Origin of the sequence: Kitasatospora sp. NPDC002227 (genome assembly GCF_040296285.1) — a bacterium.
GTDB lineage: Bacteria > Actinomycetota > Actinomycetes > Streptomycetales > Streptomycetaceae > Kitasatospora.
The window spans coordinates 121,592-144,957 of sequence record NZ_JBEOWY010000012.1; the positions used below are offsets into that span (position 1 = coordinate 121,592).

Consider the following 23,366-nt stretch of genomic DNA (forward strand, 5'->3'; position numbering starts at 1 on the left):
GAATCAAATAATTCTCAACATGGCGGAGCCGGGCACCCCCTCGCGCCCGGTTCGCCCTACGGAAGGCATCCCCCACCCATGGCCCTGTCCCGGCCCCCGCACGCCCGCGGAGCGCTGCGCCGCACCGTCGCGCTCGTGGCGAGCACCGCACTGCTCACCATCGCCCCGCTCGGCGTCACCGCCGCCCACGCGGCCACCCCGCCGCTGAACAACGGCAAGGCGCTCACCCCGCCGATGGGCTGGAACTCCTGGAACAGCCTCGGCACCGGCGTCACCCAGCAGCAGGTGGTCGACACCATCGACTACATGACGGCCAACGGCCTGCTCGCGGCCGGCTACGACACCGTGACCATCGACGACGGCTGGTCACTGGACCACCGCTCCGGCCAGAGCACCGGCATCGTCAAGAACTCCTACGGCGCGATGCAGCTCTACGACGGCTCGGGCCACCCGGTCAGCGGCCTGGACGGCACCGGCAGCGACCCCACCTCGGGCCACCTCACGCCGGACCCGCGCAACTTCCCCGACCAGGTGGTGAACGGCCAGGCCGTCAACGGCATCCAGTACCTGAGCTGGTACGCCCACAGCAAGGGTATGAAGTTCGGCCTCTACGGCACCGACACCTACACCACCTGCCAGGGCCACCCCGGCAGCCTGGGCCACGAGGCCGTGGACGCGGACGACTTCGTCTCCTGGGGCGTCGACTTCGTGAAGTACGACGACTGCCCGTACGGCGGCCCGATCACCGGCCCGGACGGCCACAACTACGGCACCCAGGGCGAGGGCCAGGAGCTCACCCGGTCGATGTACGCCCGGGTGCAGGCCTTCCAGCAGCAGCTGGACGCCGCCTCGGCCCGCCAGGGCAAGGGCAGGGTGACCATGAGCGTCTCCGCCCAGCCCGTGCACACCGGCGTGCCGTACCTGCTGAACGCCGACGACCCGGCCCGCGGCGACTCTGTCGTCCAGGCCGCCGGCACCCCGCAGTACAACGCCCCCGGCTACGCCCCGACCGGTGTCTGGTGCGGCCAGGTGGCCAACCTCTGCCGGATCGGCGGCGACCGCGGCAGCGACCTGGGCGGTGTGCTGTACAACGGCCAGCTGCAGACGGCCCTGCAGTACCCGGACAACGCGCACCCGGGGAACTGGAACGACCTGGACATGCTCTTCGCCGGCTGGCAGGACCCGTACGGCAAGTGGGGCGTCACCGACACCTGCAGCTGCCACCAGCCCTTCACCGACACCGAGTCGGCCACCGAGCTGTCCATCCTGTCGATGATGGCCGCCCCGCTCATCTCCGGCGCCGACCTGCGCACCGCCGCCGCCTCCCAGCACACCTCGGGCGGGGTCACCTGGTCGACCGGCCTGACCGCCTCGGCGCTGGCGCTGTACAAGAACACCGACATGATCGCGGTCGACCAGGACTCCCTCGGCACCCCGGCCACCCTGGTCGGCTCCGCGCCGAACCCGGGCAACACCGCGCCGGTGGTCCTCAAGCGCAAGCTGGCGAACGGTGACACGGCCGTACTGCTGGTCAACCAGGACGGCGCCAACAGCCGGACCGTCTCGACCAGCCTCGGCGCGCTCGGCCTGACCGCCTCCTCCTACCAGTCCAAGGAGCTGTGGACCAAGGCCACCGGCACGGTGACCGGCACCGTCAGCGCCACCCTGGCCCCGCACGCCGTGGCCTTCTACCGGCTCAGCGCAGCTCCCGCCACCGTCACCCCCGCACTGGTCGGCGACGGCAGGTTCCACGGCCTGACCAACGGCGGCAGCGGCGGCCTGGCCCTCGAGGTCGCGGGCACCTGCAGCGCCCCCGCGGGCGGCGTGGCGGACATCAACACCTGGGACGCCACCCACACCTCCGAGCAGTGGCAGTTCGCCCCGAACGGCGACGGCACCGTACGGATCTTCGACCGCTGCTACACCGGCACCCAGATCGCGGGCACCCTGACCGGCCCGGGATCGGCCGGCGGCGCGGTGACCGTGCAGAACGCCTTCGACCCGAACAGCGCGTACCAGAAGTGGACGCTCACCCAGTCCACGGCGACCGGCGCGATCGCCATCACCAACCGCGCCACCGGCCTGGTGCTCGACACCCCGGGCACCGCCCGCACCACCACCGTCACCACCAACCCGGCGAGCGGCGCCCAGACCCAGGGCTGGTCCCCGCTCAACTGACACCCGAGAGCCCTCTGCCCAGGGCCCTGACGTCCCCCAGCGTCAGGGCCCGCCCCTCTCTCACGGCGCCGCCTCGCCGCTGCCCCGGATCACCAGCCTGGTCGGCAGCACGATCCGCTGCGCCGCCCCCCGCTCGCCCGCCAGGCGGCGGAACAGCAGCTCGGCCGCCGTCCACCCGAGCCGGCCGGCGTCCTGGGCCACCACGGTGACCGGCACCGGCAGCAGGTCGGCCAGCTCGAAGTCGTCGAAGCCGACCAGGGCCGGCCGCCGTTCGCGGCCGGCCAACTCGCGCAGCACCGCCACGCTGGTGCGGTTGTTGCCGCACATCAGCGCCGTCACCGGCCAGCGCCCGGCCAGCATCCGCTCCAGCGCGAGCCGCACGCCCAGCGCGTCGGGGCGGCCCATCGAGACCCACTCAGGTCTGCTCTCGCACCCGGCCGCGGCCATCGCCCGCTGGTAGCCGCGCAGCCGCTCCGCCGCCGTGAAGATGCCCGGCGCATCGCCCAAGTACCCGATCCGGCGGTGCCCTTGGCGCAGCAGGTGCTCGACGCCGGAGCGGCTGCCGCCCTCGTTGTCGCAGAGCACGGTGTCCACCTCCGGCCCGGCCAGCGGCCGATCCACGGCCACCACCACCGTGCCCGCGGCCGTCTCCCCCGCCAGGTACCCGTGGTCGGCCGCGGTCGGCACCACCAGCAGTCCGTCCACCCGGCGCGCGCCGAAGGCCAGCGCCAACTGCCGCTCCCGCTCCGGGTCCTGGGCCGAGGAGCCGCTGAACAGCAGCGCGCCGTGCGCCCGGGCGACCTCCTCCACCGCACGGGTCAGCGTGGAGTAGAACGGATCGGCGACGTCCTCGACGATCAGTCCGACACTGCTGGTGCGCCGCCCCTGCCGGAGCAGTCTGGCGCCGTCGTTGGCCCGGAAGTCCAGCTGCTCCACGGCCTTGCGGACCCGCTCGGCGGTCTCCTCCCGCACCCCCGGCTCGCCGTTGACCACCCGGGAGACGGTCTTGAGCCCCACCCCGGCCACCGCCGCCACGTCCTTCATCGTCGGCCTGCCCGCCACTTCGGCCTCCTCCCGCCGGTCGGACAACGTTGTCGCGCCGAATAGCGACGTATCCCCGGAGCCGGAATCAAAAACCTTCTGCCGTCCGGTACTTCTGCGACATGAGTTGCGGTCGCAGGCCTTGACAGCACCCAACGCTCCGTGAGTACATGCCAACCGCGACAACGTTGTCCCGACGACTCCTGGCGGGAGGAGACCGGTGCCCGAACCCCTGCTGGCCGCAACCGGGTTGGTGAAGACCTTCGGCCAGGTCCAGGCGCTCGACGGCGCCGCCTTCACCGTCCACCCCGGCGAGGTGGTCGCCCTGGTCGGCGACAACGGCGCAGGCAAGTCCACCCTGGTCAAGACCCTGGTCGGGGCCATCACCCCGGACGCCGGCGAGATCCTCCTCGACGGACACCCGGTCGGCTTCGCCGGCCCGCGCGAGGCCCAGGCCGCCGGGATCGAGACGGTCTACCAGGACCTCGCGCTCGCCGCCGACCTCGACGCGGCGGCGAACCTCTTCCTCGGCCGCGAGCAGCTGCGCGGCGGCCTGCTCGGCGCCCTCGGCGTGCTCGACAAGCGGGCCATGCGCCGCCGGGCCGTCCAGGCATTCGCCGAACTCGGCGTCGAACTCAAGGAGTTGGACGCCCCCGTGGCCACCCTCTCCGGCGGCCAGCGGCAGAGCGTGGCGATCGCCCGCTCGGTGGCCTGGGCCTCCCGGGTGGTCTTCATGGACGAGCCCACCGCCGCCCTCGGTGTGGTCCAGCGCGAGCGGGTGCTCGACCTGATCCGCCGGGTCCGCGACCGGGGCGTCTCGGTGGTGCTGATCAGCCACAACATGCCCGAGGTGCTCTCCGTGGCCGACCGGGTGGAGGTGCTGCGGCTCGGCCGCCGGGTGGCCCGGTTCACCGCCGCGCAGACCTCCCTGGAGGAGCTGGTGGCCGCCATGACCGGCGCGCTCACCCACGAGGAAGGAGACACGCCGTGACCGTCCTGCGCGCGCTGCTGCGCCGCACCCGCGGCCAGAACACCCTCTGGACCTTCCTGGTGCTGCTCGCCCTGGTGGCGGTCTTCTCCGCGCTACGGCCGAACGCCTTCGCCACCGTCTTCGAGCTGCGCAGCATCGCCACCGAGTCCGCCATCCTGGTGCTGCTCGCCGTCGGCCAGACCTTCGTCATCGTCACCGCCGGGATCGACCTCTCGGTCGGCTCGGTGCTGATCTTCTCCGGCGTCGTCTCGGCCAAGGTGATGGGCGCGCTCGGCACCGGCCCGCAGTCCGGCTGGGGCGTGATCGCGGCCGGCGCGGCGGCGGGCGCGGGCGCCGGGCTCGGCTGGGGAGCACTCAACGGGCTGCTGGTGGCCAAGGCCAAGGTGCCACCGCTGATCGTCACCCTGGGCACCCTCGGCATGGCGCTCGGCATCGCGCAGATCCTCACCCACGGCGTGGACGAGGGCGACGTGCCGACCAGGCTCACCGACTCGCTCGGCAGCGGCAGCCTGCTCGGCATCCCCTGGCTGGTGGTCATCGCCGTCCTGGTCGCGGCGGGCGCGGCCGCCACCCTCGCCCTCACCCGCTTCGGCCGCTACACCCTGGCGGTCGGCTCCAACACCGAGGCCGCCCAGCGGGTCGGCATCCGGGTCGACCGCCACCTGGTCAAGGTGTACGCGCTCTCCGGCCTGCTCGCGGGCCTGGCCGGGGTGCTCAACCTGGCCCACTTCAGCAGCACCACGCTCACCAGCGGCACCCAGGACAACCTGAACGCGATCGCCGCCGTCGTGCTCGGCGGCACCAGCCTGTTCGGCGGCAGCGGCTCGGTGATCGGCACCGTGATCGGGGTGTTCATCCCCGCCGTGCTGCAGAGCGGCTTCACCATCCTGCAGGTGCAGTCCTTCTGGCAGACCGTCGCCGTCGGCGCCGTCCTGGTGCTCGCCGTCTGGTCCGACCAGCTGCGCCGGCGCCGTCGCCAACGCTGACCCTCCCCCACCCCCGCTCGCCGAAAGGACCGCAACCACCGTGCGCAGAAGGTACCTCTCCGCCGCCGTCCTCTCCCTCGCCGTGCTCACCGCCGCCTGTTCCAGCTCCGCGGGCGGCGGCTCCGGCACCAGCATCGCCTTCGTCGCGGGCAAGACCGGCGACCCCTTCTACATCACCATGAAGTGCGGGGCGAGCGCCGAGGCCAAGAAGCTCGGCTTCTCCTTCACCGCCACCGGCTCGGCCAACTGGAGCGTCCCCGAGCAGGTCAGCTCGGTCAACAGCGTCACCGCGGGCCGCCCGAGCGGCGTGCTGATCTCCCCGGTCGACCCCAACTCGCTGGCCACCCCGGTCAAGACGCTGCAGAGCGCGGGCGCCAAGGTCGCCATCGTCGACACCTCGCTCACCGACACCTCGCTCGGCGTCACCCACATCTCCTCCGACAACGCCCAGGGCGGCACCCGGGCCGCCGACACCATGGCCCAGCTCCTCGGCGGCACCGGCGAGATCGCCGTCCTCACCCCGGACCTCACCACGACCACCACCAACTCCCGCATCGACGGCTTCAAGCAGCAGCTCGCCGCCAAGTACCCGGGCCTCAAGGTGGACGACGTCCGCCAGGTCGGCGACACCGCCCAGGGCGCCGCCTCCGCCGTCGGCGACGAACTCGCCGCCCACCCCGGCATCACCGGGATCTTCACCGCCAACTCCCAGACCGGCGAGGGCGTTGCCACCGGCCTGAAGAACGCCGGCCGCCAGGGCAAGGTCAAGGTGGTCTCCTTCGACGCCGGCCCGCAGCAGGTGCAGGCCCTGGAGAGCGGCGCGGTGGACGCCCTCATCTCGCAGGACCCGTACGGCATCGGCCAGCAGGCCGTCGACCAACTCGCCAACGCCATCGGCAAGAAGCCCGTCACCGACCCGATCCGGACCAACCTGGCCAGCATCACCCGCGACAACCTGCACGACCCGAACCTGGCCCACTTCCTCTACCGCGCCGACTGCTGAGCCCGGGGCTGCGCCAGCCACCTCAGGGGCAGCACCCCAGGGGCGCGGGGCAGTGACATTGAAAAGCAAGCGCGCCCAGCCACGCACCCACCCGCAGCCGCCCGCCGACCCACCTCTCCTCCCTGCTCCCGCGTCCCGAAGGGACCGCCGCGTGCCCCGCCTCCGAGCCCTCCTCCTCGCCGCCGTCCTCACCCTCACCGCCGCCCCGACCGCGCTGGCCGCCGAGGCCGCCGCACCGGCCCCCGTCACCGACCCCGCCGCCCTGGTCGACCCCTTCGCGGGCACCGGCAGCGGCGGCGCCGTGGTCGGCCAGGTCGACACCTTCCCCGGCGCCGACCTGCCCTTCGGCATGCTCCAGTGGAGCCCGGACACCCCGTCCAAGCCCCCCGGCGGCGGCTACGACATCAATGACCACACGATCACCGGCTTCAGCCTGACCCACCTCTCCGGCCCGGGCTGCGCCGTCGCGGGGGACTTCCCGGTCCTCCCGCTCGCCGGCCCGCTCCCCACCGACCCGAGCACGGCCACCGCGCCCTTCGACCACGCCTCCGAGACCGCCCACCCCGGCTCCTACGCCGTGACCGCCGGCGGCGTCCGCACCGAACTGACCGTCACCCGCCGCACCGGCCTGGGCCGGTTCACCTTCCCCGCCACCGACCAGGCCCGCCTGCTGGTCAAGACCGCCGCCAGCCAGAGCGGCGGAGCGGACGCGCACTTCCAGCTGGTCGGTGACCGGGAGATCACCGGCTCCGTCACCAGCGGCCACTTCTGCGGGCAGCCCGACACCTACACCGTCTACTTCGCCGCCCGCTTCGACCGCCCGTTCACCAGCTCCGGCAGCTGGGCCCAGGGCGGCTGGGTCGGCTTCGACGCCCGCACCGACCCGGCGGTCGGGATGCAGACGGCGGTCAGCTACGTCAGCACCGCCGGAGCCGAGGCCAACCTCGCTTCCGAAGCCCGCAGTTGGAACGTCGCCAAGGTCGCAGACCAGGCGCACCGGAGCTGGAACGACTACCTGCGCCGGATCACCGTCGCCGGCGGCTCCCGCACCCAGCAGGCCACCTTCTACACCGCGCTCTACCACTGCCTGCTGCACCCCAACCTGTTCAGCGACGCCGACGGCCGCTACCCCGGCTTCGACGGTGCCGTGCACACCGCCGCGCCCGGCCACGCCCAGTACGCCAACCTCTCCGGCTGGGACGTCTACCGCTCCCAGATCCCGCTGATCGCCCTGCTCGCCCCGGACGAGACCAGCGACCTCGCCACCTCGCTCCTGAACGACGCCGACCAGGGCGGCTGGCTGCCCAAGTGGCCCGTCGCCAACGGCTACACGGGCGTGATGAACGGCGACGCGGCCGACCCGGTGCTCGCCGGGGCCTACGCCTTCGGCGCCCGCGGCTTCGACGCCGCCAAGGCCCTGCGCACCATGGTGCACGGCGCCGAGGGCACCGGCTCACCCGGCCAGGGCTGGTACGTCGAACGGCCGCACGGCGCCGACTACATCAAGACCGGCTACGTGCCCAACGTCGGCTCCGACTCGATCAGCCCGGTGCCCAACGGCGCCTCCGAGACGCTCGAGTACGCCCTCGCGGACTTCTCGGTCGGCCGCCTGGCCACCGCCCTCGGCGACCGGGCCGTGGCCGACCGCTTCCAGCGGCGCTCACAGAACTGGGCCAACCTCTTCGACACCGCCACCGGCTACGTCCGCCCGCGCGACGCGGACGGCGCCTTCCCGCCCGGTGACCCGGTGGCCACCACCGGCGGCTTCGGCCAGAGCGGCTTCCAGGAGGGCAACGCCGCCCAGTACACCTGGATGGTGCCGCAGAACCTGCGCGGCCTGGCCGACGGCCTCGGCGGCGACTCGGCGGCCGCCGCCAAGCTCGACGCGTACTTCGGTCAGCTCAACGCCGGCCCCGACCTGCCGTACCACTGGCAGGGCAACGAACCGGCCTTCGGCACCCCCTGGGTCTACAACTCCCTGCACCGGCCCTGGCAGACCCAGCAGACCGTCCGCAGGATCATGGACTCCCTGTACGTGCTCGGCCCCGGCGGCGAGCCCGGCAACGACGACCTGGGCGCGATGAGCTCCTGGTACGTCTGGTCAGCACTCGGCCTCTACCCGCAGACCCCGGGTGTGCCGCTGCTGGTGCTCGGCAGCCCGCTCTTCCCCCGTGCCACCCTGCACGGTCCGCACGGACGGGAGTTGACCGTCACGGCGGCCGGCGCGGGACAGACCTACGTCCAGCACCTGAGCGTGGACGGCCGCGCCTCGACCCGCAGCTGGGTCGACCTCGACCACGTCCGCCGGCTCGACTTCACCCTCGGCGCCGCCCCCGACCACGCCTGGGGCAGCGGCCCGGACGGCGCGCCGCCCTCCTTCGGCTCGGGCAAGCCCGTCTTCCCGCCGACCACCCGCGCGGCCCTGGCCGTCGACCCCGGCCAGACCCGGCTCGCCCCGGGCGGCACGGCCACCGTCGCCGTCAAGGTCGACAACGCGCTCGGCGCCGAACCCGCCACCGTCACCTGGCAGTCCACCACCCCGGCCGGTCTCACCGCGAGCCCCGGCAGCGGCACCGTCACTGCCTCCGCAGGCGCCACCGCCACCACGGCGCTCACCCTCACCGCCGCCCCCGACACCCCCACCGGCTACTACCAGCTCGCCCTCACCGCCCGCACCCCCGCCGGAGCCGTGCTCGCCCGCACCCGTCTGCTGGTGACCTTGGCGACTCCAGGCCAGTCCATTCCGACCGCCTACGTCTCCAACTACAGTGACAACACTGTCACTCCGGTCGACACCCGGACGCACAACGCCGGGCCGCCGATCAGTGTCGGCAGCGGCCCCGACGGGATGACCACCGCCGCCGGGCGCCTGTTCGTCGCGAACAACAACACCAACGACGTGACCGTCGTCGACCTCACCACCAACGCCGTCACCGCGACGGTGAAGACCGGCGCGGTCGCGGCGGACGTGGCCGCGACGCCCGACCAACGCACCGTCTGGGTCAGCGACTTCGGCGACGGCACGGTCCACCCCATCGACACGTCGACCTTGGCCGTGGGGGCTCCGGTCAAGGTCGGCGGCCAACCCGAGCGGCTGCGCGTCAACCCGGCGGGCACCGAACTGTGGGTCGCCGACCAGGCCGACGGCACGGTCAGCGTGGTCGACCTCGCCACCCGCACGGTCAGCCACACCGTGCCGGTCGGCGCCGCCCCCTTCGGGGTGGCCTTCACCCCGGACGGCCGCCGGGCCTACGTCGGCAACAACGGCTCCGGCACCGTCTCGGTGCTCGACACCGCCACCCACCAGGTGACGGCCACCGTGCCGGTCGGCTCGGGGCCGGAGTACGTGAGCGTCTCCCCGGACGGCCGCACCGCGTACGTGGCGGCGAGCGGATCCGGCGGGGTGGTGCCCGTGGACACCGCGAGCAGCACCGCCGGAGCGCTGATCCCCACCGGCGGCGGTACCTACGCACTCGCCTTCGCACCGGACGGGCGCACCCTGTGGGCCGTGGACTCCGGCTCCAACGACATCCGGCCCGTCGATCCGGCCACCGGCACCCCCGGCGCCCCGGTCACGGTCGGCAACGTCCCGGACGGCATCACCGTCACCGGTTAACCCTCTCACCAGGAGCACATGTGCAAGCCCCCAAGCTGCTACGTCGGTTGGCCCTCGCCACCGCCGCACTGGCCCTCGCCCTGCCGGTCACCCCGGCCGCCGCCGCACAACCCCACTCCGCAGCCCTGGCAGGCAAGGTCGAGACCAACTACGCCGACCCGGTCACCGCGCTGCCCCCGGTCAGCCGCCCGGACACCCCGCACTGCACCGTCACCGCGATGCAGCACGACTTCGCCAACTCCTTCGGCCAGCCGTTCACTTCGACCCTCACCCCGCCGCCGGACTGCCCCGGTCCGTGGTCCAAGGTGGTGCTCGACTGGTCCGGCAGCGTGGCCGGCCGCCAGTACGACCGGCTCGCGGGGGTGTGGATCGGCGGCGCCGAGGTGCTGCGCACCTCCACCCCCGAGCCGGACCCGGACGGCATCAAGTGGCACGTGGACACCGACCTCACCGCCTTCTCCCCGCTGCTGCGCACCCCGCAGCCGCTGGTGGTCGACCTCGGCAACCTGGTCAACTCCACCTACACCGGCGTCTTCCACATGACGATGACGATCACCTACTACCAGGCCGACCGCCACCACCCGGCCGCCGCCACGGCCGACCAGGTGCTCCCGGTCTCCCAGTCCACCACCGCCCCCGGCTGGTGGAGCCTCGGCAAGGGCCAGTCCGCCACCTCCACCCTCTCCTTCCCCCGCAACCTCACCGGAGCCCACCTCCAGGTCTACGCCCGCGGCGGCGGCTGCGAGGAGTTCTGGTACGCCAACGTGCCCGACGACTACGCGGCGGCCCACGCCGACGAAGGGCTCTGCGGCGGCGGCACCTACCGGGAGATCCAGGTGCAGGTGGACGGCCGCCCGGCCGGCACCGTGCAGCCCTTCCCCGCGATCTACACCGGTGGCATCAGCCCGCTGATGTGGCGGCCGATCCCCGGCATCGACGCCTTCCGCACCCTCCCCTACGACCTCGACCTGACCCCGTTCGCGGGCACCCTCACGGACGGCAAGCCGCACACCGTCACCCTGCTGCCGCCCGCCGGGATCGCCGACCTGTGGACCCTCGACGGCAGCCTCTTCCTCTCCACCGACCCGCTGCTGCACCAGACTTCGGGCGCGGTGACCGTCGACACCGTGCAGCCCGCCCCGCAGCTGGCCACCACCACGGCCACCCAGGCGGACGGCAGTGACCTGATCTCCGCCACGGCCTCCCGCGACTGGACGGTCAGCGGCTACGTGGACACCTCGCGCGGCCGGATCACCACCCGGCTCGACCGCCACGGCGAGTACACCAACCTGGACACCATCAGCAACGGCGGTGCCAAGCAGGTCAGTTCGCAGCGCGACAGCGGCTGGCTGCAGACCACGGTGAGCCGCGGCCACGCCCACCCCGAGGTGACCCGCAGCAACTGGTCCTACCCGATCGACATCACCAGCGAGTACGTCCCAGGCACCGCTGCCGACAGCTACCTGGTCCGCGGCCAGGCGACCGTGGCCCGCCACCTGAGCACCACCGCCCAGCAGGGGCAGCACTGGCGGGCCCTGGACTCCACCGACGACCGGCTCACCGCCCAGGGCGTCCTCGAGCGCCAGGCCGGCACACTCGTCCAGGCCGACGGCAGCGCCACCGAGCACTACACCGGCCGCTCGGCCGACGGGAGTTGCTACGACCACCAGCTGGCCGCCGACCACGGGTACGTGACCCTGGACCGCGTCACCGACTGCGGCTGACCCACCCGGGCCCGCGCCTTGCCCAGGCGCGGGCCCTTCCCTCGAGGAGGCCAGCCGTGCCCCGTCTCGGCGTCAACTACACGCCCACCAAGGGCTGGTTCCACCACTGGCTCGACTTCGACCTCGACTCGGTCCGCCGCGACCTCGACTCGCTCGCCCCGCTCCACCTCGACCACCTGCGGGTCTTCGCCCTCTGGCCGCTCTTCCAGCCCAACCGCACCCTGATCCGCCCGCAGGCCCTGGACCAGCTCGGCCGACTGGTCGACGCGGCGGCCGAACGCGGCCTCGACGTCGCCGTGGACGCCCTCCAGGGCCACCTCTCCAGCTTCGACTTCATCCCCGCCTGGCTCACCACCTGGCACCGCCGCAACCTCTTCACCCACCCCGAGGCCCTGGCCGGCCAACGCGCCTACCTGCACGCCCTCGGCAACGCGCTCGCCGACCGCCCGAACTTCCTGGGGCTGACCCTCGGCAACGAGGTGAACCAGTTCTCCGACGGACCCCACCCCGACCCGGACCGCTGCTCCCCCGAGCAGGCCGCCGCCTGGCTGGGCGAGCTGCTCGCCGTCTGCGCCGAGGCCGCGCCGGGGCGGCTGCACACCCACGCCGAGTACGACGCCGCCTGGTACCAGGACGGGCACCCCTTCACCCCTGCTCACGCGGCCCGGCTCGGCGACGTCACCACCGTGCACTCCTGGGTCTTCAACGGCACCGCCCAGCGCTACGGCCACGCCGCGAGCGCCACCCGCACCCACGCGGCCTACCTGGTCGAACTGGCCCGCGCCTGGGCCGACCGGCCGGGCCGCCAGGTCTGGCTCCAGGAGGTCGGCGCCCCGGCCCCGCACGTACCGCCCGAGCACGCCGCCGAGTTCACCGAGGCCACCGTCCGCGCCGCCCTGGACTGCCCGGACCTGTTCGGCATCACCTGGTGGTGCTCGCACGACGTCTCCCGCGAACTCGCCGACTTCCCCGAACTCGAGTACGGCCTCGGCCTGCTGACCAATGACCGCACCCTCAAGCCGGCCGCCCGCGCCCTGGCGGCCATGGCCTCGGAGTTCGAGCAGACACCCCCGCCGCGCACCACAGCCCTGGTCCTCGACCCCACCGCCCCACGCTCGTCCACCGCCCCCGGCAGCTCCTTCCACCGCACCTGGGCCGACCTCACCGAGAGCGGCCACCGCCCGGCCGTCGTCCTCGCCCCGGACGCCGCCGACCCGATCCGCCTGGCCCTCCGTGGCATCACCGACCTGGTGCACAGCCCCTGAAACGCGACGACGCCGGGCTGCCTGTACGGCAACCCGGCGTGTGTCAGCGGGGAGGAGAGCGGACGGACTAGTTTCAAGGATTGGTGAGAAGGAAGCCCGTCCATGGCCTCGCCCGGACCAGAACCTAGCAGCTAGGCCGGGACCAGGTCACGCAGGTTTTCCGGGGTGATCACCACCGAGTCGGGGTGCAGCCCCTCGGGGCGCGCCAGGCCGACGAAGGTGACCGGGCCCTCGGGCAGCGTCACACCGTCCCACTCCTGCGCCCCCGCCATCCCCGTCAGGTACCGCACCGTCAGATACTGCCGCTCGACCACGCCCTGCACCAGCTGCGCCACCGAGACCCGGTTGTTCTCCACCCGGTTGCCGCTCGGGTAGCCCTTCAGGTAGAAGTGCAGCCACTTCGCGTACCAGTCGTCCCCCACCCGCGCGAAGACCAGCGGCAGCGCCACCCGCCCGGGCCCGCGCAGCTCCGACTTCATCCGCACCGTCCGCGCCTCGAACGGCCGCCCGAGCTGCTCGCTCTCACGCAGCATGAAGCCGAAGAACGACTCCTCGACCTCCTCGAAGCCCTCCCCGGAGTAGATGTTGACCTGCGGCACGATGTAGTCGCCGGTCACCGCCCCGAGCCGCAGGTTGATGAACTCCGAGGCACCGTCCGGTGCTTCGGTGATGTCCCCCGAGTGCTCGCCCTCCGCCCGCTGCAGATCGGTGTACGAGAGCCAGGAGACCGTCCGGTACTTGTCGTCCAGCATCAGCCCCGAGAGGTCGAAGTCGGTGTCGCGGCTGCTCTGCTTCCAGTACACGAAGAACCGCAGCAGCTCCCCCTCCACCGGCAGGTACGAGCCCCGGGGCAGCACGCCGAAGCCGCCGGTGGTGGCCCGGCCGCTCAGCGGCAGCGCGACGTCCAGGATCGCCGGGTCCACCAACATCCGCTCGACGGAGGGGAGTCGGCTGCGCAGCTCGGCGTCGAGGACGGCCGTCAGCCGCTCCCGCACCACCGATGGCAGCGGCGGCCGGTCGTCCCGGCTCACCCACGCGCGGCCGCGCTGGTTGACGAAGACCCGCTCCGCGCTGCGGCTGGCGAACCAGCGGTTCTGCAGGTGCTCGCGGACGGCCAGCAGCACCCGCCCGGCTGCCCGAGGCGCGGCACGCTCGACGGCGGCCAGCACGGTCCCGTACTGCTCCTCGCTCTCGCACCGGCGCAGCAGCCGGTCCACCGCGCGCAGCAGCCGCCCGGGTGCGGCGGCCAACTGATCGACGGCCCGGTCCAGTTCACCGCCCTCGAGCAGCTCCTCCAGCAGGCTGTCGAAGGAGCGGGCCACCTGCTCCCCGCGCGCCACGGCGAACACCTCGGCGGCGTGCGGCCAGTGCGGGTACTCGTGCGGGTGCAGCCGCTCGCCGAGGCGCTTGAAGGCCTCGCGGTGCGCGTTGACGTCCGCGAGCCTGGCGGGTGCGGCGGCGATCACCGCGTCCAGCGCGGCCAGCAGCGCGCGGCGGGTGCGCCGGGGCAGGGCACGGAAGCGGGTCGGCGTCACCAGCGTCACGTCGCCCTCCGACAGCGCGCAGGCCAGGCGCAGCACGTCGGTGACGGTGTCGGCCAGCAGCGGCGCGCCGTGCCCGAGCCGGGCGAGGTTGACCACGGCGCGGCTCTCCCGCACCGGGACCGCCTCGGGCTGCGGCCCTGCCACGCACTCGCCCGCGAGCACGCCCAGGTCGGCGAGGCCCGCCTCGCCGAGCGGGGTGCTGCTGCCGGCCAGCGCCAGGTAGAGCGCGGTCACCTCCTCGGCGAGGGGCCCGCCGAGGTGCAGCACCGTCAGCCTGTCCCCGGCGGCGGCGACCAACTCCGGCTGGGCGGCGAGCAGGTCCTGGTGGCTGTGCTGGTAGCGCCCGTAGGCGGGCAGGGTCAGCAGGTCGACCACCCCGGCGCCCAGCTGGGCGAGGACCGGCTCGCGCGCCCCGTCGTCGGCCAGGGCCTTGGCGATGCACTCCGCCCAGAACTGCTCGCTGCTCGGCACGTTGAGCGGGAAGTCGATGAAGTACGCGTTGTGCCCGACGTGGTCGCCGACCAGCTCCCGGACGGTGGCCAGGGTGCGCGCGCCCACCTCGGCCACGGCCTCCTCGGCCAGCCCCGACAGCCACCGGAGCAGCTCCCCGGAGAGCTTGAACCCCACCGACAGCAGCGCGACGTCCAGCTGCCGCGCGGCCGTCTCACCCCGCCCGGCCGGCCCGCCGGGGGCGGGCAGGCGGAGGGTGTGCCGGACGACCAGACGTTCGAGAGCATGGACCATTCGGGCAAGATCCCAGATTCCCGACCTGTCGCGCAATCAGGTTTCGGTCATGCCGCCCGCCCTGCGATCGGTACGAAGCTCGCCACGCCCAGCTGACCGCTCATCCGGTCAGTCATGCCGGTCGCCCTGCGCGTGCCGCCCGATCGGGCACCGGATCCTGCCCGGTGCGACGCTGGAGATTCCGGCTCCGCCTGCTACCTTGCTGTGCATGGTACCTGGCATGACCGACCACGACCCGACCGACAAGGGGGGTGGCCCCGCACCGGCGGACGGCGCGATCGCCACCCAGCTGCGCAAGGGTGTGCTCGAGTACTGCGTGCTCGCCCTGCTCCGGGACGGTCCCCGTTACGGCGTGGAGCTGCTCCAGGAGCTCGGGCGCTTCCATGCCCTGGCCACCAGTCAGGGCACCATCTACCCGCTGCTCTCCCGCCTGCGCCGCGCCGGGCTGGCCGACACCTTCCTGCGTGACTCGGCCAGCGGGCCGTCCCGCCGCTACTACACCCTGACCGCCGAGGGCCGTGCCGCCCTGGCGGAGTTCACCACCCTCTGGCCCGCCTTCCGCGTGGCCGTCGACCACGTCCTCGCACCTGGGGAGACCCCATGAGCACCACCCACCCGCTGGTCCGCGCCTACCTCGACACCGTCGAGCGGCACACCGCTCCCCTGCCCGCCGAGCACCGCCGCGAGCTCCTCGCCGACCTCGCCGAGCACATCGACTCCGCCCTGGCGGACACCGACGCCGCCGACGAGACCGCCGTCCGCCTGGTGCTCGACCAGCTGGGCGACCCGCGCCGGGTCGCCGACGCCGCCCTGGCCGAGGCCGGGCAGCCGCTGCCCGAGCCGGAGAGCCCCGGGCGCACCAGGCTGACCGTGCTGCTCGCCCTGCTCCCACTGCCGCTGCTCGCCGTCCCGGCCCTCGGGCCGCTGCTCGCCCTGGCTGCGGCCGGCACGGCGCTGTGGCGGCTGTGGAAGTCCCCGCAGTGGCCGCGCCCCGAGAAGATCCGGGCGGCCCTCTTCTTCGCCTCGCCGCTCGTCGTCCTGCCCGTGCTCGCGGCGGCCTTCACCCTCTCCCCCGTCGGCCTCACGCCCACGGCCGTCCTGGCCGCCTTCCTCGCGGGCTTCGCGCTCCCCGTCCTGGCCGCCGTCCGGCTCACCCGCTCCGCGGCCCGGCTCCGGACGGCCTGACCGAAGGTGCGGGTGGTGGTCCCCCGTGAGACCACCACCCGCACCAGGGATCACATGTAGATCGGACCGGCCTCGACGTCCCCGTAGGCGTTGTTGTTGTTGACCACCCAGGTCTTGGAGAACTCCTGGCACCCCGGGAACGCACCGACGCCACCGCTCGGGTAGGTGTAGAGGGTCGCGCCGCCCGGCCAGATCTTGATCTGGGTGTCAGTGCCGGGCGTCCAGTTCACCGGGCCCGAAGTCCCGCACCGGTAGCCGATCTGGACGTGGAGGTAGACGTCGGTGGAGCCGCCGGTCGCGATCACCTTGCCGTGCAGGTAGCCGCTGCTGTCCTGGTAGACGCACGGCAGCAGGCTGTAACCCTGCACGGTGACCGGGGCGTAGCGGCAGACGTTGTCGCCCGGGTGGGCGCTTGCGGTGCCGACGCCGGCCACCGTGGCGGCCGCGGCCAGCGCCGTGGTGGCGGTGGCCAGGCCGAGCGTGCGGCCGAGCGGGTTGCGAAGCTTCATGGGTTTCTCCCCGTTGTGCGGCTGATCGAAGTGCGCCACCCGGACTTCCGCCGAAGTGCGCGGGCGGCGCGTACCGCGATCCTGGCAGCGGCCCGGCGCGCGGCCGAGCTATTCGGTCCTCGCCGAATACTGGCCAAACCGCCCGGCGCCAGGCATGATCGACCCGCCCTGGACGTGTGAGCGATCGGAGTCGGGATGCTCGAACTGCGCTTCGGGGTGGCCGACATGGCGCGGACCACCTTCACCGTCTCGGCGATGGACCAGTTGCTCGGCGGCCTGGCCAGTGCCGAGCACCACTGCGTGAGCGGCTCGCTCCGGCGCGAGCGCTGGTGGCGGCGGGTCCGCCCGCAGATACCACTCAGGGCCGCACCCCTGCTGGACCTGGTCAACGCCAGCCCGGAGGGCATCCCCGACTTCCTCTCCAGCCGGAGCGGCCCGGACAGCCGGGGGCTGGACGACGAGCTCGACGCCATGCTCGCACTTCCTGACGGCCGCATCCGCGCCGACCTCGCCTTCTACGGCGACGGCCCCGGCCTGCCCCGGATCGTCCAGGACCTGCGTGAGCAGGGCGCCCAGGCGCTGCGCCCGGTCGCCGAGGCCGCCCGGGCGGTCTTCCGGTCCTGCCTCGCGCCGGACTGGTCCGACATCCGGCACCGGCTCGGCGCCGACGTCGCACAGCGCGCACGAGGTGCCGCCGAGAACGGGACCGGCAGCATGCTGACGGGCCTGCAGCCCGGGGCGCACTGGCAGGGCGACGAGGTGCTGCGCCTCGCCACCGTCTGGGACGCCCGCTGGCAGCTCGGCGGCCGGGGCGTGGAGCTGCGCCCCAACCTCTTCCTCAACACGCTCACCGCCATGGAGCAGGACGACGGCGCCGTGGTCCTCATGTACCCGGGCTGCTCCCGCCCGCAGCCACCCGCGGCCGCTGTCGACGGCCTCGCCCTCCTGCTCGGCCCCTCCCGAGCCCGCTCCCTTCGGGCGGTCGGCCACGGCCCGTGCACCACCGCCCAGCTCGCCGACCGGGTCGGGCTGAGCCCCGGCAGCGCCTCCGAGCACGCCACCGCGCTCCGGGTGGCCGGGATCATCACCACCGAGCGCGAGGGCCGCCAGGTCCGCCACGAACTGACCCCGCTCGGCCACGACCTGCTGCTGCACAACCCGGCCTGACCCCGGCCGTGCTCACGCTCGGTGACCTGGCAGAGTCTTTACCATGCCGACTCCGCTCCGCCGCCCGCTGGCAGCCACCGCCCTGCTGCTCGCCTCGGCGCTCTTCCTCACCTCCTGTGGCACCCGCAGCACCACCGGCCCGGCCGCCATCGCTCCGCCGAGCTTCACGGCCGCCCCGAGCCTCCTCGGCGCCTCGCCGGACACGGCCGCCCCGAGCCCGCTCGGTGCCTCGCCGTACGTGGAGCCGGGTGCGGGGGACGGCGCGCCGCACAACGGGGACAACCTCGCCTACCGCCGCCCGGGCGAGATCTCCACGGCGAACGCGGCGGACGCCCGCCGGGAGGCCGACCGGATCGAGCCGGTGCTGGGGCAGCTCTGGCAGCAGCAGAAGTGGACCCCGGAGGCCGTCAAGGCGGCCCTGACCGGCCTCGGGTACCAGGAGGAGCGGACCGGCTCCAAGGGCGAGCGCCTGGGCGGGAACCTCACCGTGCAGGCGATGTCCGCCCGCTACGAGACGGACCGCTACGTGACCCCGCCGGGCGCCCGGATCGGGCTGCGGGTGCACGAGGACACCTGCGTCTCGGCGTTCGTCCAGCCGTCCAACTACGCGGTCTCGGTCAACGGCCTGTACCCGGAGACCGGCTGCTTCGAGCCCCCGTACGGGCACTGACCGCTACGGCCGCCGCGCACCGAATTCGAGGATGCCGTCCGCGACCGGCTCGGTCAGCAGCACCTTCTTGTCGTGCTGGTAGTCCATCACCATCCGCCACGGGAAGTCCCGCCCCTGGCGCGGCATGATGTCCTTGGCCCGCCGGATGTACCCCGAGGACAGCTCGTCCACCACGCCGGCCTCGGTCGCGTTCGCGCCCCGGTCCACGGGCACGGCCACCGCCTGGCCGGTCCGGTCCATGTGCTTCAGCAGCCGCACCAGGTAGACGGCGGCGATGTCGACCTTCAGGGTCCAGGACGCGTTGGTGTAGCCGAAGACCCAGGCCAGGTTGGGGATGCCCTCGAGCAGCACGCTCTTGTAGGTGCAGACCTCGTGCAAGTCCCGCGGCTGCCCGTCGACGCTGACCGAAGCTCCGCCCAGCGCCTGCAGGTTGAGCCCGGTGGCGGTGACCACGACGTCCGCTGCCAGCTCCCGCCCGGAGCCGAGCCGGATGCCGGTGGCGGTGAAGGTCTCGACGGTGTCGGTGACCACGGAGGCCCGGCCCGCCCGCAGCGCCTCGAACAGGTCGCCGTCGGGGACGGCGCACAGCCGCTCGTCCCAGGGGTCGTACTTCGGGCTGAAGTGGCTCATGTCGAACCCGGCGCCGAGCCGGCGCCGCACCCCGGCCAGCAGCACCCCGCGCACCAGCCGCGGGTAGCGCCGGGCGGCCTTGAACAGGGCCCGCTGCACCTTGATGTTGCGCCGCCTGGTCATCCGGTGGACGAAGGGCGCGGGCAGGACCTTCCGCTGCAGCGCGGTGAGCCGGTCGACCGAGGGCAGCGAGAAGACGTACGACGGCGAGCGCTGCAGCATCGTGACGTGCTCGGCCGCCTCCGCCATCGCCGGGACGACGGTCACGGCGGTGGCGCCGCTGCCTATCACCACCACGCGCTTGCCGGTGTGGTCGAAGTCCGCCGGCCAGTGCTGCGGGTGGATCAGCGTGCCGCCGTAACTCTCGACCCCGGGGAAGTCGGGCAGGTGGCCCCGGTCGTAGTCGTAGTAGCCGGTGCAGGTGACCAGGAACTCGCAGGTCCAGGTCTCGCTGTCCCCGCTCTCCTCCCGCAGCACGGTCACCGTCCACTGCTGCCGCTCGCCGGACCAGTCGGCGGCCACCACCCTGCGCCCGAACCGGATCTCCCGGTCGATGCCGTACTCGGCCGCCGTGGCCGCGACGTAGCCGCGGATCGACTCGCCGTCGGCGAGCACCTTGAGCCCGTCCCAGGGGCGGAACTCGTAGCCGAAGGAGAACATGTCGGAGTCGGAGCGGACGCCGGGGTAGCGGAACAGGTCCCAGGTGCCGCCGATGTTCTCGCGGCGCTCCAGGATCGCGAACTCCCGGTCCGGCAGCTCCCGGCGCAGCCGGCAGGCGACGCCGATGCCGGAGAGGCCGGCGCCGATGATCAGGACGTTGGTGTGGTTCGCGGTCACGGGTCCACTCTCACTCGGCGCCTGGGCGGGTCTGGTCACCAGACCGTACACCCGTCCTACCTGCGCCCGGCAGGCCTGCCGGGCGCAGCGGCCGTCCCCCCACCAACGTCACCGCCGCCGCACCCGCCGCACAGCCTGCCTCCGCCGCCTCCAGCGGCCCCGCCCCGGCCAGCCGGGCCGCCAGGAAGGCGCCGGTGAAGGCGTCGCCGGCACCCGTGCTGTCCACCGCCTCGACCGGGACGCCCGGCACCCGGCCGAGCACCCTCCCGGCCCGCGCCACCACCGCGCCCGCCGCCCCCACGGTCACCACCGCCTCGCCGTGCACCGTGCTCAACCGCTCGGCCGCCAGGCCCGGGTCGGCGACCCCGGCCAGCAGCCGCGCCTCGTCCAGGTTGGGCAGCACCAGGCCCGCAGCCCGTACGACGGCGCGGAATTCGTCCAGGCCGAACCGCTCGATGAACGCGGTCGAGGCCGGGTCCACGCTCACCGGCACCCCGGCGGCCAGCACCCGGGCGGCCAACTCCCGCCCGGGCGGCGAGAAGAGGAGATAGCCGGAGAGGTGCACATGGCCCGCGCCGGCCAGCAGTTCGGGCGACAGGTCGGCCGGGCCGAGCTGCGCCGCCGCGCCGAAGTCGGTCACGAAGCTCCGCTCGGCCTCCGTGTCCACCAGGCAGACCACCACCCCGGTGGGCCGCTCCTGGTCCACCACCAGGTGCGGGTGCACCCCGGCGGCCGTCAGCTCGGCCCGGTGCCAGGCGGCCGAGTCCGCGCCGACCCGGGCCAGTAGCCGCACCTCCACCTCGCCCGAACGCGCCGCCCAGGCAGCCGCGTTGGCCGCCGCCCCGCCCGGGCGCAGCTCGGTCCGCGCGGGGGTGTCCGTGCCCGGGGCGAGCGGACCGTGGTGGCGGGCGACCACGTCCGTCACCACGGTGCCTATCAGCAGCAGCGCCTGCGGGCTCACCTCGCACCGCCCGCCCAGTGCGCGGCGATCTGCGCCGCGAGCCGGACATTGCCCCGCACCGCCGCCAAGTTGGCCTCCAGGGAGGCGCCTTCGGTGTGGTCCACCAGGTACCCGAGCAGGTACGGGGTCAGCGCCTGGCCCCGCACTCCCGCCAGCTCGGCCGCCGCCAGCGCCTCGGCGAGCACCCGGTCGTGCAGCTGCGGGTCCAACTGCTCCTGCTCCGGTACGGGGTTGGCCACGATCAGCGCCGACTCGAGCCCGCCCAGGGCGTCCTGGGCGCGCATCACGGCGGCGACCTGGCCGGGCTCCTGAAGCGTCCAGTCGACCGGGCGGCCCGAACTGCTCAGGTAGAAGCCGGGGAAGGTGGCGGTGCGGTAGCCCAGCACGCCGACGCCCAGGGTCTCCAGCCGCTCCAGGGTGGCCGGCACGTCCAGGATCGACTTCACTCCGGCGCAGACCACGGTGATCCTGGTCCGCGAGAGCAGCGCCAGGTCGGCGGACTCGTCCTGCGTGGTGGTCCACTCCCGGTGCACCCCGCCGAGGCCGCCGGTCGCGAACACCCGCACTCCCGCGCGGGCGGCCAGGAAAGCCGTGCCGGAGACGGTGGTCGCACCGCTCGCGCCGGTCGCGAGGGCGGGTGCCAGATCCCGGAACCCGAACTTGCGCAGCCCCGGATCGGTGGCGATCCGCTCCAGGCCCTCCTTGCCGAGGCCGACGTGCGGCACCCCGTCAAGCACGGCCACCGTCGCGGGCACCGCCCCGCCGGCCCGCACCAGCTCCTCCAACTCCCGTGCCACCACCAGGTTCCGTGGCCTCGGCAGCCCGTGCGAGATGATCGTCGACTCCAGAGCCACCACCGGCACCCGGGCCGCCAGCGCCTCCCGCACCTCCTCGGCGACCACCACACCCGTCACCGCACCCACCCGCGTACCGTTCGTCATCCCCTTTCTCTCGCCACCCGACCCCACCCCGTAAACCTCGGGATCAGAAGACCGTGATCCGCTCCGGGGCCCGCTCGGCCCGGGTGAAGGCCCGGAGTACGGCCGCCGGGCCGTGGCGGCGGACGGCCAGCCGGGACAGCAGACCGATCGAGGCTTCGACCGCGCCGGCCGGGAACTCGGGCGTGGGCAGACCGACGCTCACCGCCAAGTCGTCGCCGTGCACGGTCAGTTCCATCAGCCTGGTCAGCAGCAGCTCGTCCAGGGTGAGCGCCCAGCCCCAGCCGGGGCCCTGGACCGGCCGCTCCGGCGCTCCCGGCAGCAGGTCGGCCAGCTCGGCGAGCACCGCCGCCGTCTCCTCGGCCAGCGCCTGGGGCCCGCCGGCGGCCAGCTCCTCGCCACCCTCGCGGATCATCACGTTGACCTCGGAGTCGACCGGCGCGTCCACCCAGGAGGCCCGCGCGTAGTGCTCCACCACCGGGACGGTCTCGCACTGCGGCACCGGCGCGGCCAGCAACCCGGGCAGCACCAGCACCTGGTTGGCCAGATGGCCCGCCAGCCCGCTCACCCGGAACTGGGCCAGCACACTCGGCCGCTCCCAGGCCGCCGCCACCTCCGGTGCCCGCAGCAGCTCCACCGCCACCCGCGCCGCCGCCAGGAACTCTCCCCTGATCCCGCTCATTCCCCCGCACCCCTCGTCCACTTGATCACTCCGGTCCGGCCCACCCTACGGGCCGCTCGGCCACCGGTGACGGCTCCCGCCCGCCCGGCACCGGTTCCGGCGTGGGCCTGCTGCTCCTGGCGGCGGTGTGCGCGGGCACCCTTCGCGACCTGCGCGGCCTGCAACGGCGGTCCGGCGGCTGAACGGGGCGGGTCGGCCGCTCGCCACGAGCCGTGAGCCGTGTCCGCCCGCTCACCCTCCGCCGAACCCGGCGCCCGGTTCCTGTGAGGCCGCCCACACGGCATTGCGCACCTACTGCTGGGGATAGTCGACGGGCTCCGGCCGACCTCCGCCAACGCCGTCCGGCCGGGGCAGGCCGTCCGCCGCCACCGGTTGAGCGGGCGGCGGTGACCGCGAAGAGCGCAGGTCAGACGGCTGCCCTCGGCGCGGTGGAGCCCGGAGGTTTTGCCACGGCCGGGCCCGGGTATAGAGATCCGAAGCGCCTGGCCCCGCACCGGGCGCTCTGCCGTGACTACGACCGGCAGTAGTACCGGAGGGCTTTGCCCCCGCCGCGCGGGTCTGCCAAGAATGTCCAGGTCGCAAGGCAGCGCGGCGGTTCGGTGTGGTGTGCACCGGCCCGGTCCGCGCTTCTCCCGCCCGCCTCGGCTTCGCAGCCGGGGTGCCAAGGCCGTCCGACACGGCATGCGGGCCTGTTT

Annotated in this window: 18 protein-coding genes; 11 read left to right on the forward strand and 7 right to left on the reverse strand. The window is 73.6% G+C overall.

The window, feature by feature from the left end:
* Window positions 1–78 precede the first annotated feature (78 nt).
* Entirely contained in the window at window positions 79–2,178 is a 2,100-nt protein-coding gene (locus tag ABT095_RS13825; protein ID WP_350529579.1) for an alpha-galactosidase, read from the forward strand.
* A 60-nt stretch (window positions 2,179–2,238) separates the two neighbouring features.
* Here the strand turns inward: ABT095_RS13825 and ABT095_RS13830 are convergent, their stop codons facing one another.
* The gene (locus ABT095_RS13830) at window positions 2,239–3,222 is read right to left on the reverse strand and encodes a LacI family DNA-binding transcriptional regulator (protein ID WP_350529651.1); all 984 of its coding nucleotides are present in this window, start codon (window positions 3,220–3,222) and stop codon (window positions 2,239–2,241) included.
* A 217-nt stretch (window positions 3,223–3,439) separates the two neighbouring features.
* Between ABT095_RS13830 and ABT095_RS13835 the strand changes: the two genes are divergently transcribed.
* The 6 genes from ABT095_RS13835 (at window position 3,440) to ABT095_RS13860 (ending at window position 12,804) form a co-directional block, all read left to right on the forward strand.
* Window positions 3,440–4,210, forward strand: a complete 771-nt coding sequence (locus ABT095_RS13835; RefSeq protein WP_350529580.1) for an ATP-binding cassette domain-containing protein — start codon at window positions 3,440–3,442, stop codon at window positions 4,208–4,210.
* A complete protein-coding gene (locus ABT095_RS13840; RefSeq protein WP_350529581.1) occupies window positions 4,207–5,196 on the forward strand; it encodes an ABC transporter permease in 990 nt (329 codons plus the stop codon). Before ABT095_RS13835 ends, ABT095_RS13840 begins: the two co-directional genes overlap by 4 nt.
* A gap of 40 nt (window positions 5,197–5,236) precedes the next feature.
* On the forward strand, window positions 5,237–6,199 hold the full coding sequence (locus ABT095_RS13845) for an ABC transporter substrate-binding protein (protein ID WP_350529582.1): 963 nt from the start codon (window positions 5,237–5,239) through the stop codon (window positions 6,197–6,199).
* A gap of 151 nt (window positions 6,200–6,350) precedes the next feature.
* Entirely contained in the window at window positions 6,351–9,815 is a 3,465-nt protein-coding gene (locus ABT095_RS13850; protein WP_350529583.1) for a GH92 family glycosyl hydrolase, read from the forward strand.
* A 20-nt stretch (window positions 9,816–9,835) separates the two neighbouring features.
* Complete coding sequence (locus tag ABT095_RS13855) at window positions 9,836–11,539, forward strand: peptide-N4-asparagine amidase (protein ID WP_350529584.1); 1,704 nt, start codon at window positions 9,836–9,838, stop codon at window positions 11,537–11,539.
* 56 nt (window positions 11,540–11,595) lie between these two features.
* A complete protein-coding gene (locus ABT095_RS13860; RefSeq protein WP_350529585.1) occupies window positions 11,596–12,804 on the forward strand; it encodes a glycoside hydrolase 5 family protein in 1,209 nt (402 codons plus the stop codon).
* Between the two features lie 131 nt (window positions 12,805–12,935).
* On the opposite strand, the gene ABT095_RS13865 is transcribed toward ABT095_RS13860, so the two are convergent.
* A complete protein-coding gene (locus tag ABT095_RS13865; RefSeq protein WP_350529586.1) occupies window positions 12,936–15,092 on the reverse strand; it encodes a TerD family protein in 2,157 nt (718 codons plus the stop codon).
* A 220-nt stretch (window positions 15,093–15,312) separates the two neighbouring features.
* Between ABT095_RS13865 and ABT095_RS13870 the strand changes: the two genes are divergently transcribed.
* Both ABT095_RS13870 and ABT095_RS13875 read left to right on the forward strand, forming a co-directional pair.
* Window positions 15,313–15,696, forward strand: a complete 384-nt coding sequence (locus tag ABT095_RS13870) for a PadR family transcriptional regulator (protein ID WP_350529587.1) — start codon at window positions 15,313–15,315, stop codon at window positions 15,694–15,696.
* Window positions 15,693–16,277: an HAAS signaling domain-containing protein gene (locus ABT095_RS13875; RefSeq protein ID WP_350529588.1), complete on the forward strand. Its 585-nt coding sequence runs from the start codon at window positions 15,693–15,695 to the stop codon at window positions 16,275–16,277. The genes ABT095_RS13870 and ABT095_RS13875 overlap by 4 nt, the downstream gene beginning before the upstream one ends.
* Before the next feature lie 50 nt (window positions 16,278–16,327).
* Here the strand turns inward: ABT095_RS13875 and ABT095_RS13880 are convergent, their stop codons facing one another.
* Window positions 16,328–16,786, reverse strand: coding sequence for a hypothetical protein (locus tag ABT095_RS13880; protein ID WP_350529589.1), 459 nt, complete (start codon window positions 16,784–16,786; stop codon window positions 16,328–16,330).
* Between the two features lie 195 nt (window positions 16,787–16,981).
* Here ABT095_RS13880 and ABT095_RS13885 point away from each other — a divergent pair, with 195 nt between their 5' ends.
* Together ABT095_RS13885 and ABT095_RS13890 are read left to right on the forward strand one after the other, a co-directional pair.
* Entirely contained in the window at window positions 16,982–17,953 is a 972-nt protein-coding gene (locus ABT095_RS13885) for an ArsR/SmtB family transcription factor (protein ID WP_350529590.1), read from the forward strand.
* Between the two features lie 43 nt (window positions 17,954–17,996).
* Window positions 17,997–18,623, forward strand: a complete 627-nt coding sequence (locus ABT095_RS13890; RefSeq protein ID WP_350529591.1) for a hypothetical protein — start codon at window positions 17,997–17,999, stop codon at window positions 18,621–18,623.
* 3 nt (window positions 18,624–18,626) lie between these two features.
* On the opposite strand, the gene ABT095_RS13895 is transcribed toward ABT095_RS13890, so the two are convergent.
* From ABT095_RS13895 to ABT095_RS13910, 4 genes are read right to left on the reverse strand one after another with little or no spacing between them, the layout of a single operon-like run.
* Entirely contained in the window at window positions 18,627–20,090 is a 1,464-nt protein-coding gene (locus ABT095_RS13895) for a flavin-containing monooxygenase (RefSeq protein ID WP_350529592.1), read from the reverse strand.
* Window positions 20,091–20,100: 10 nt separating this feature from the next.
* Complete coding sequence (locus ABT095_RS13900) at window positions 20,101–21,051, reverse strand: carbohydrate kinase family protein (RefSeq protein ID WP_350529593.1); 951 nt, start codon at window positions 21,049–21,051, stop codon at window positions 20,101–20,103.
* On the reverse strand, window positions 21,048–21,992 hold the full coding sequence (locus ABT095_RS13905) for a pseudouridine-5'-phosphate glycosidase (RefSeq protein WP_350529594.1): 945 nt from the start codon (window positions 21,990–21,992) through the stop codon (window positions 21,048–21,050). Before ABT095_RS13905 ends, ABT095_RS13900 begins: the two co-directional genes overlap by 4 nt.
* A 43-nt stretch (window positions 21,993–22,035) precedes the next feature.
* Window positions 22,036–22,671, reverse strand: coding sequence for a maleylpyruvate isomerase N-terminal domain-containing protein (locus ABT095_RS13910; RefSeq protein WP_350529595.1), 636 nt, complete (start codon window positions 22,669–22,671; stop codon window positions 22,036–22,038).
* Between the last annotated feature and the right edge of the window lie 695 nt (window positions 22,672–23,366).

Bases quoted from the DNA above. Each gene is read 5' to 3' on its own strand.
- ABT095_RS13825 (WP_350529579.1), top strand. From the start codon at position 79: ATGGCCCTGTCCCGGCCCCCGCACGCCCGCGGAGCGCTGCGCCGCACC.
- ABT095_RS13830 (WP_350529651.1), bottom strand. From the start codon at position 3,222: ATGAAGGACGTGGCGGCGGTGGCCGGGGTGGGGCTCAAGACCGTCTCC.
- ABT095_RS13865 (WP_350529586.1), bottom strand. From the start codon at position 15,092: ATGGTCCATGCTCTCGAACGTCTGGTCGTCCGGCACACCCTCCGCCTG.
- ABT095_RS13870 (WP_350529587.1), top strand. From the start codon at position 15,313: ATGACCGACCACGACCCGACCGACAAGGGGGGTGGCCCCGCACCGGCG.
- ABT095_RS13875 (WP_350529588.1), top strand. From the start codon at position 15,693: ATGAGCACCACCCACCCGCTGGTCCGCGCCTACCTCGACACCGTCGAG.
- ABT095_RS13880 (WP_350529589.1), bottom strand. From the start codon at position 16,786: ATGAAGCTTCGCAACCCGCTCGGCCGCACGCTCGGCCTGGCCACCGCC.
- ABT095_RS13885 (WP_350529590.1), top strand. From the start codon at position 16,982: ATGCTCGAACTGCGCTTCGGGGTGGCCGACATGGCGCGGACCACCTTC.
- ABT095_RS13890 (WP_350529591.1), top strand. From the start codon at position 17,997: ATGCCGACTCCGCTCCGCCGCCCGCTGGCAGCCACCGCCCTGCTGCTC.
- ABT095_RS13905 (WP_350529594.1), bottom strand. From the start codon at position 21,992: ATGACGAACGGTACGCGGGTGGGTGCGGTGACGGGTGTGGTGGTCGCC.
- ABT095_RS13910 (WP_350529595.1), bottom strand. From the start codon at position 22,671: ATGAGCGGGATCAGGGGAGAGTTCCTGGCGGCGGCGCGGGTGGCGGTG.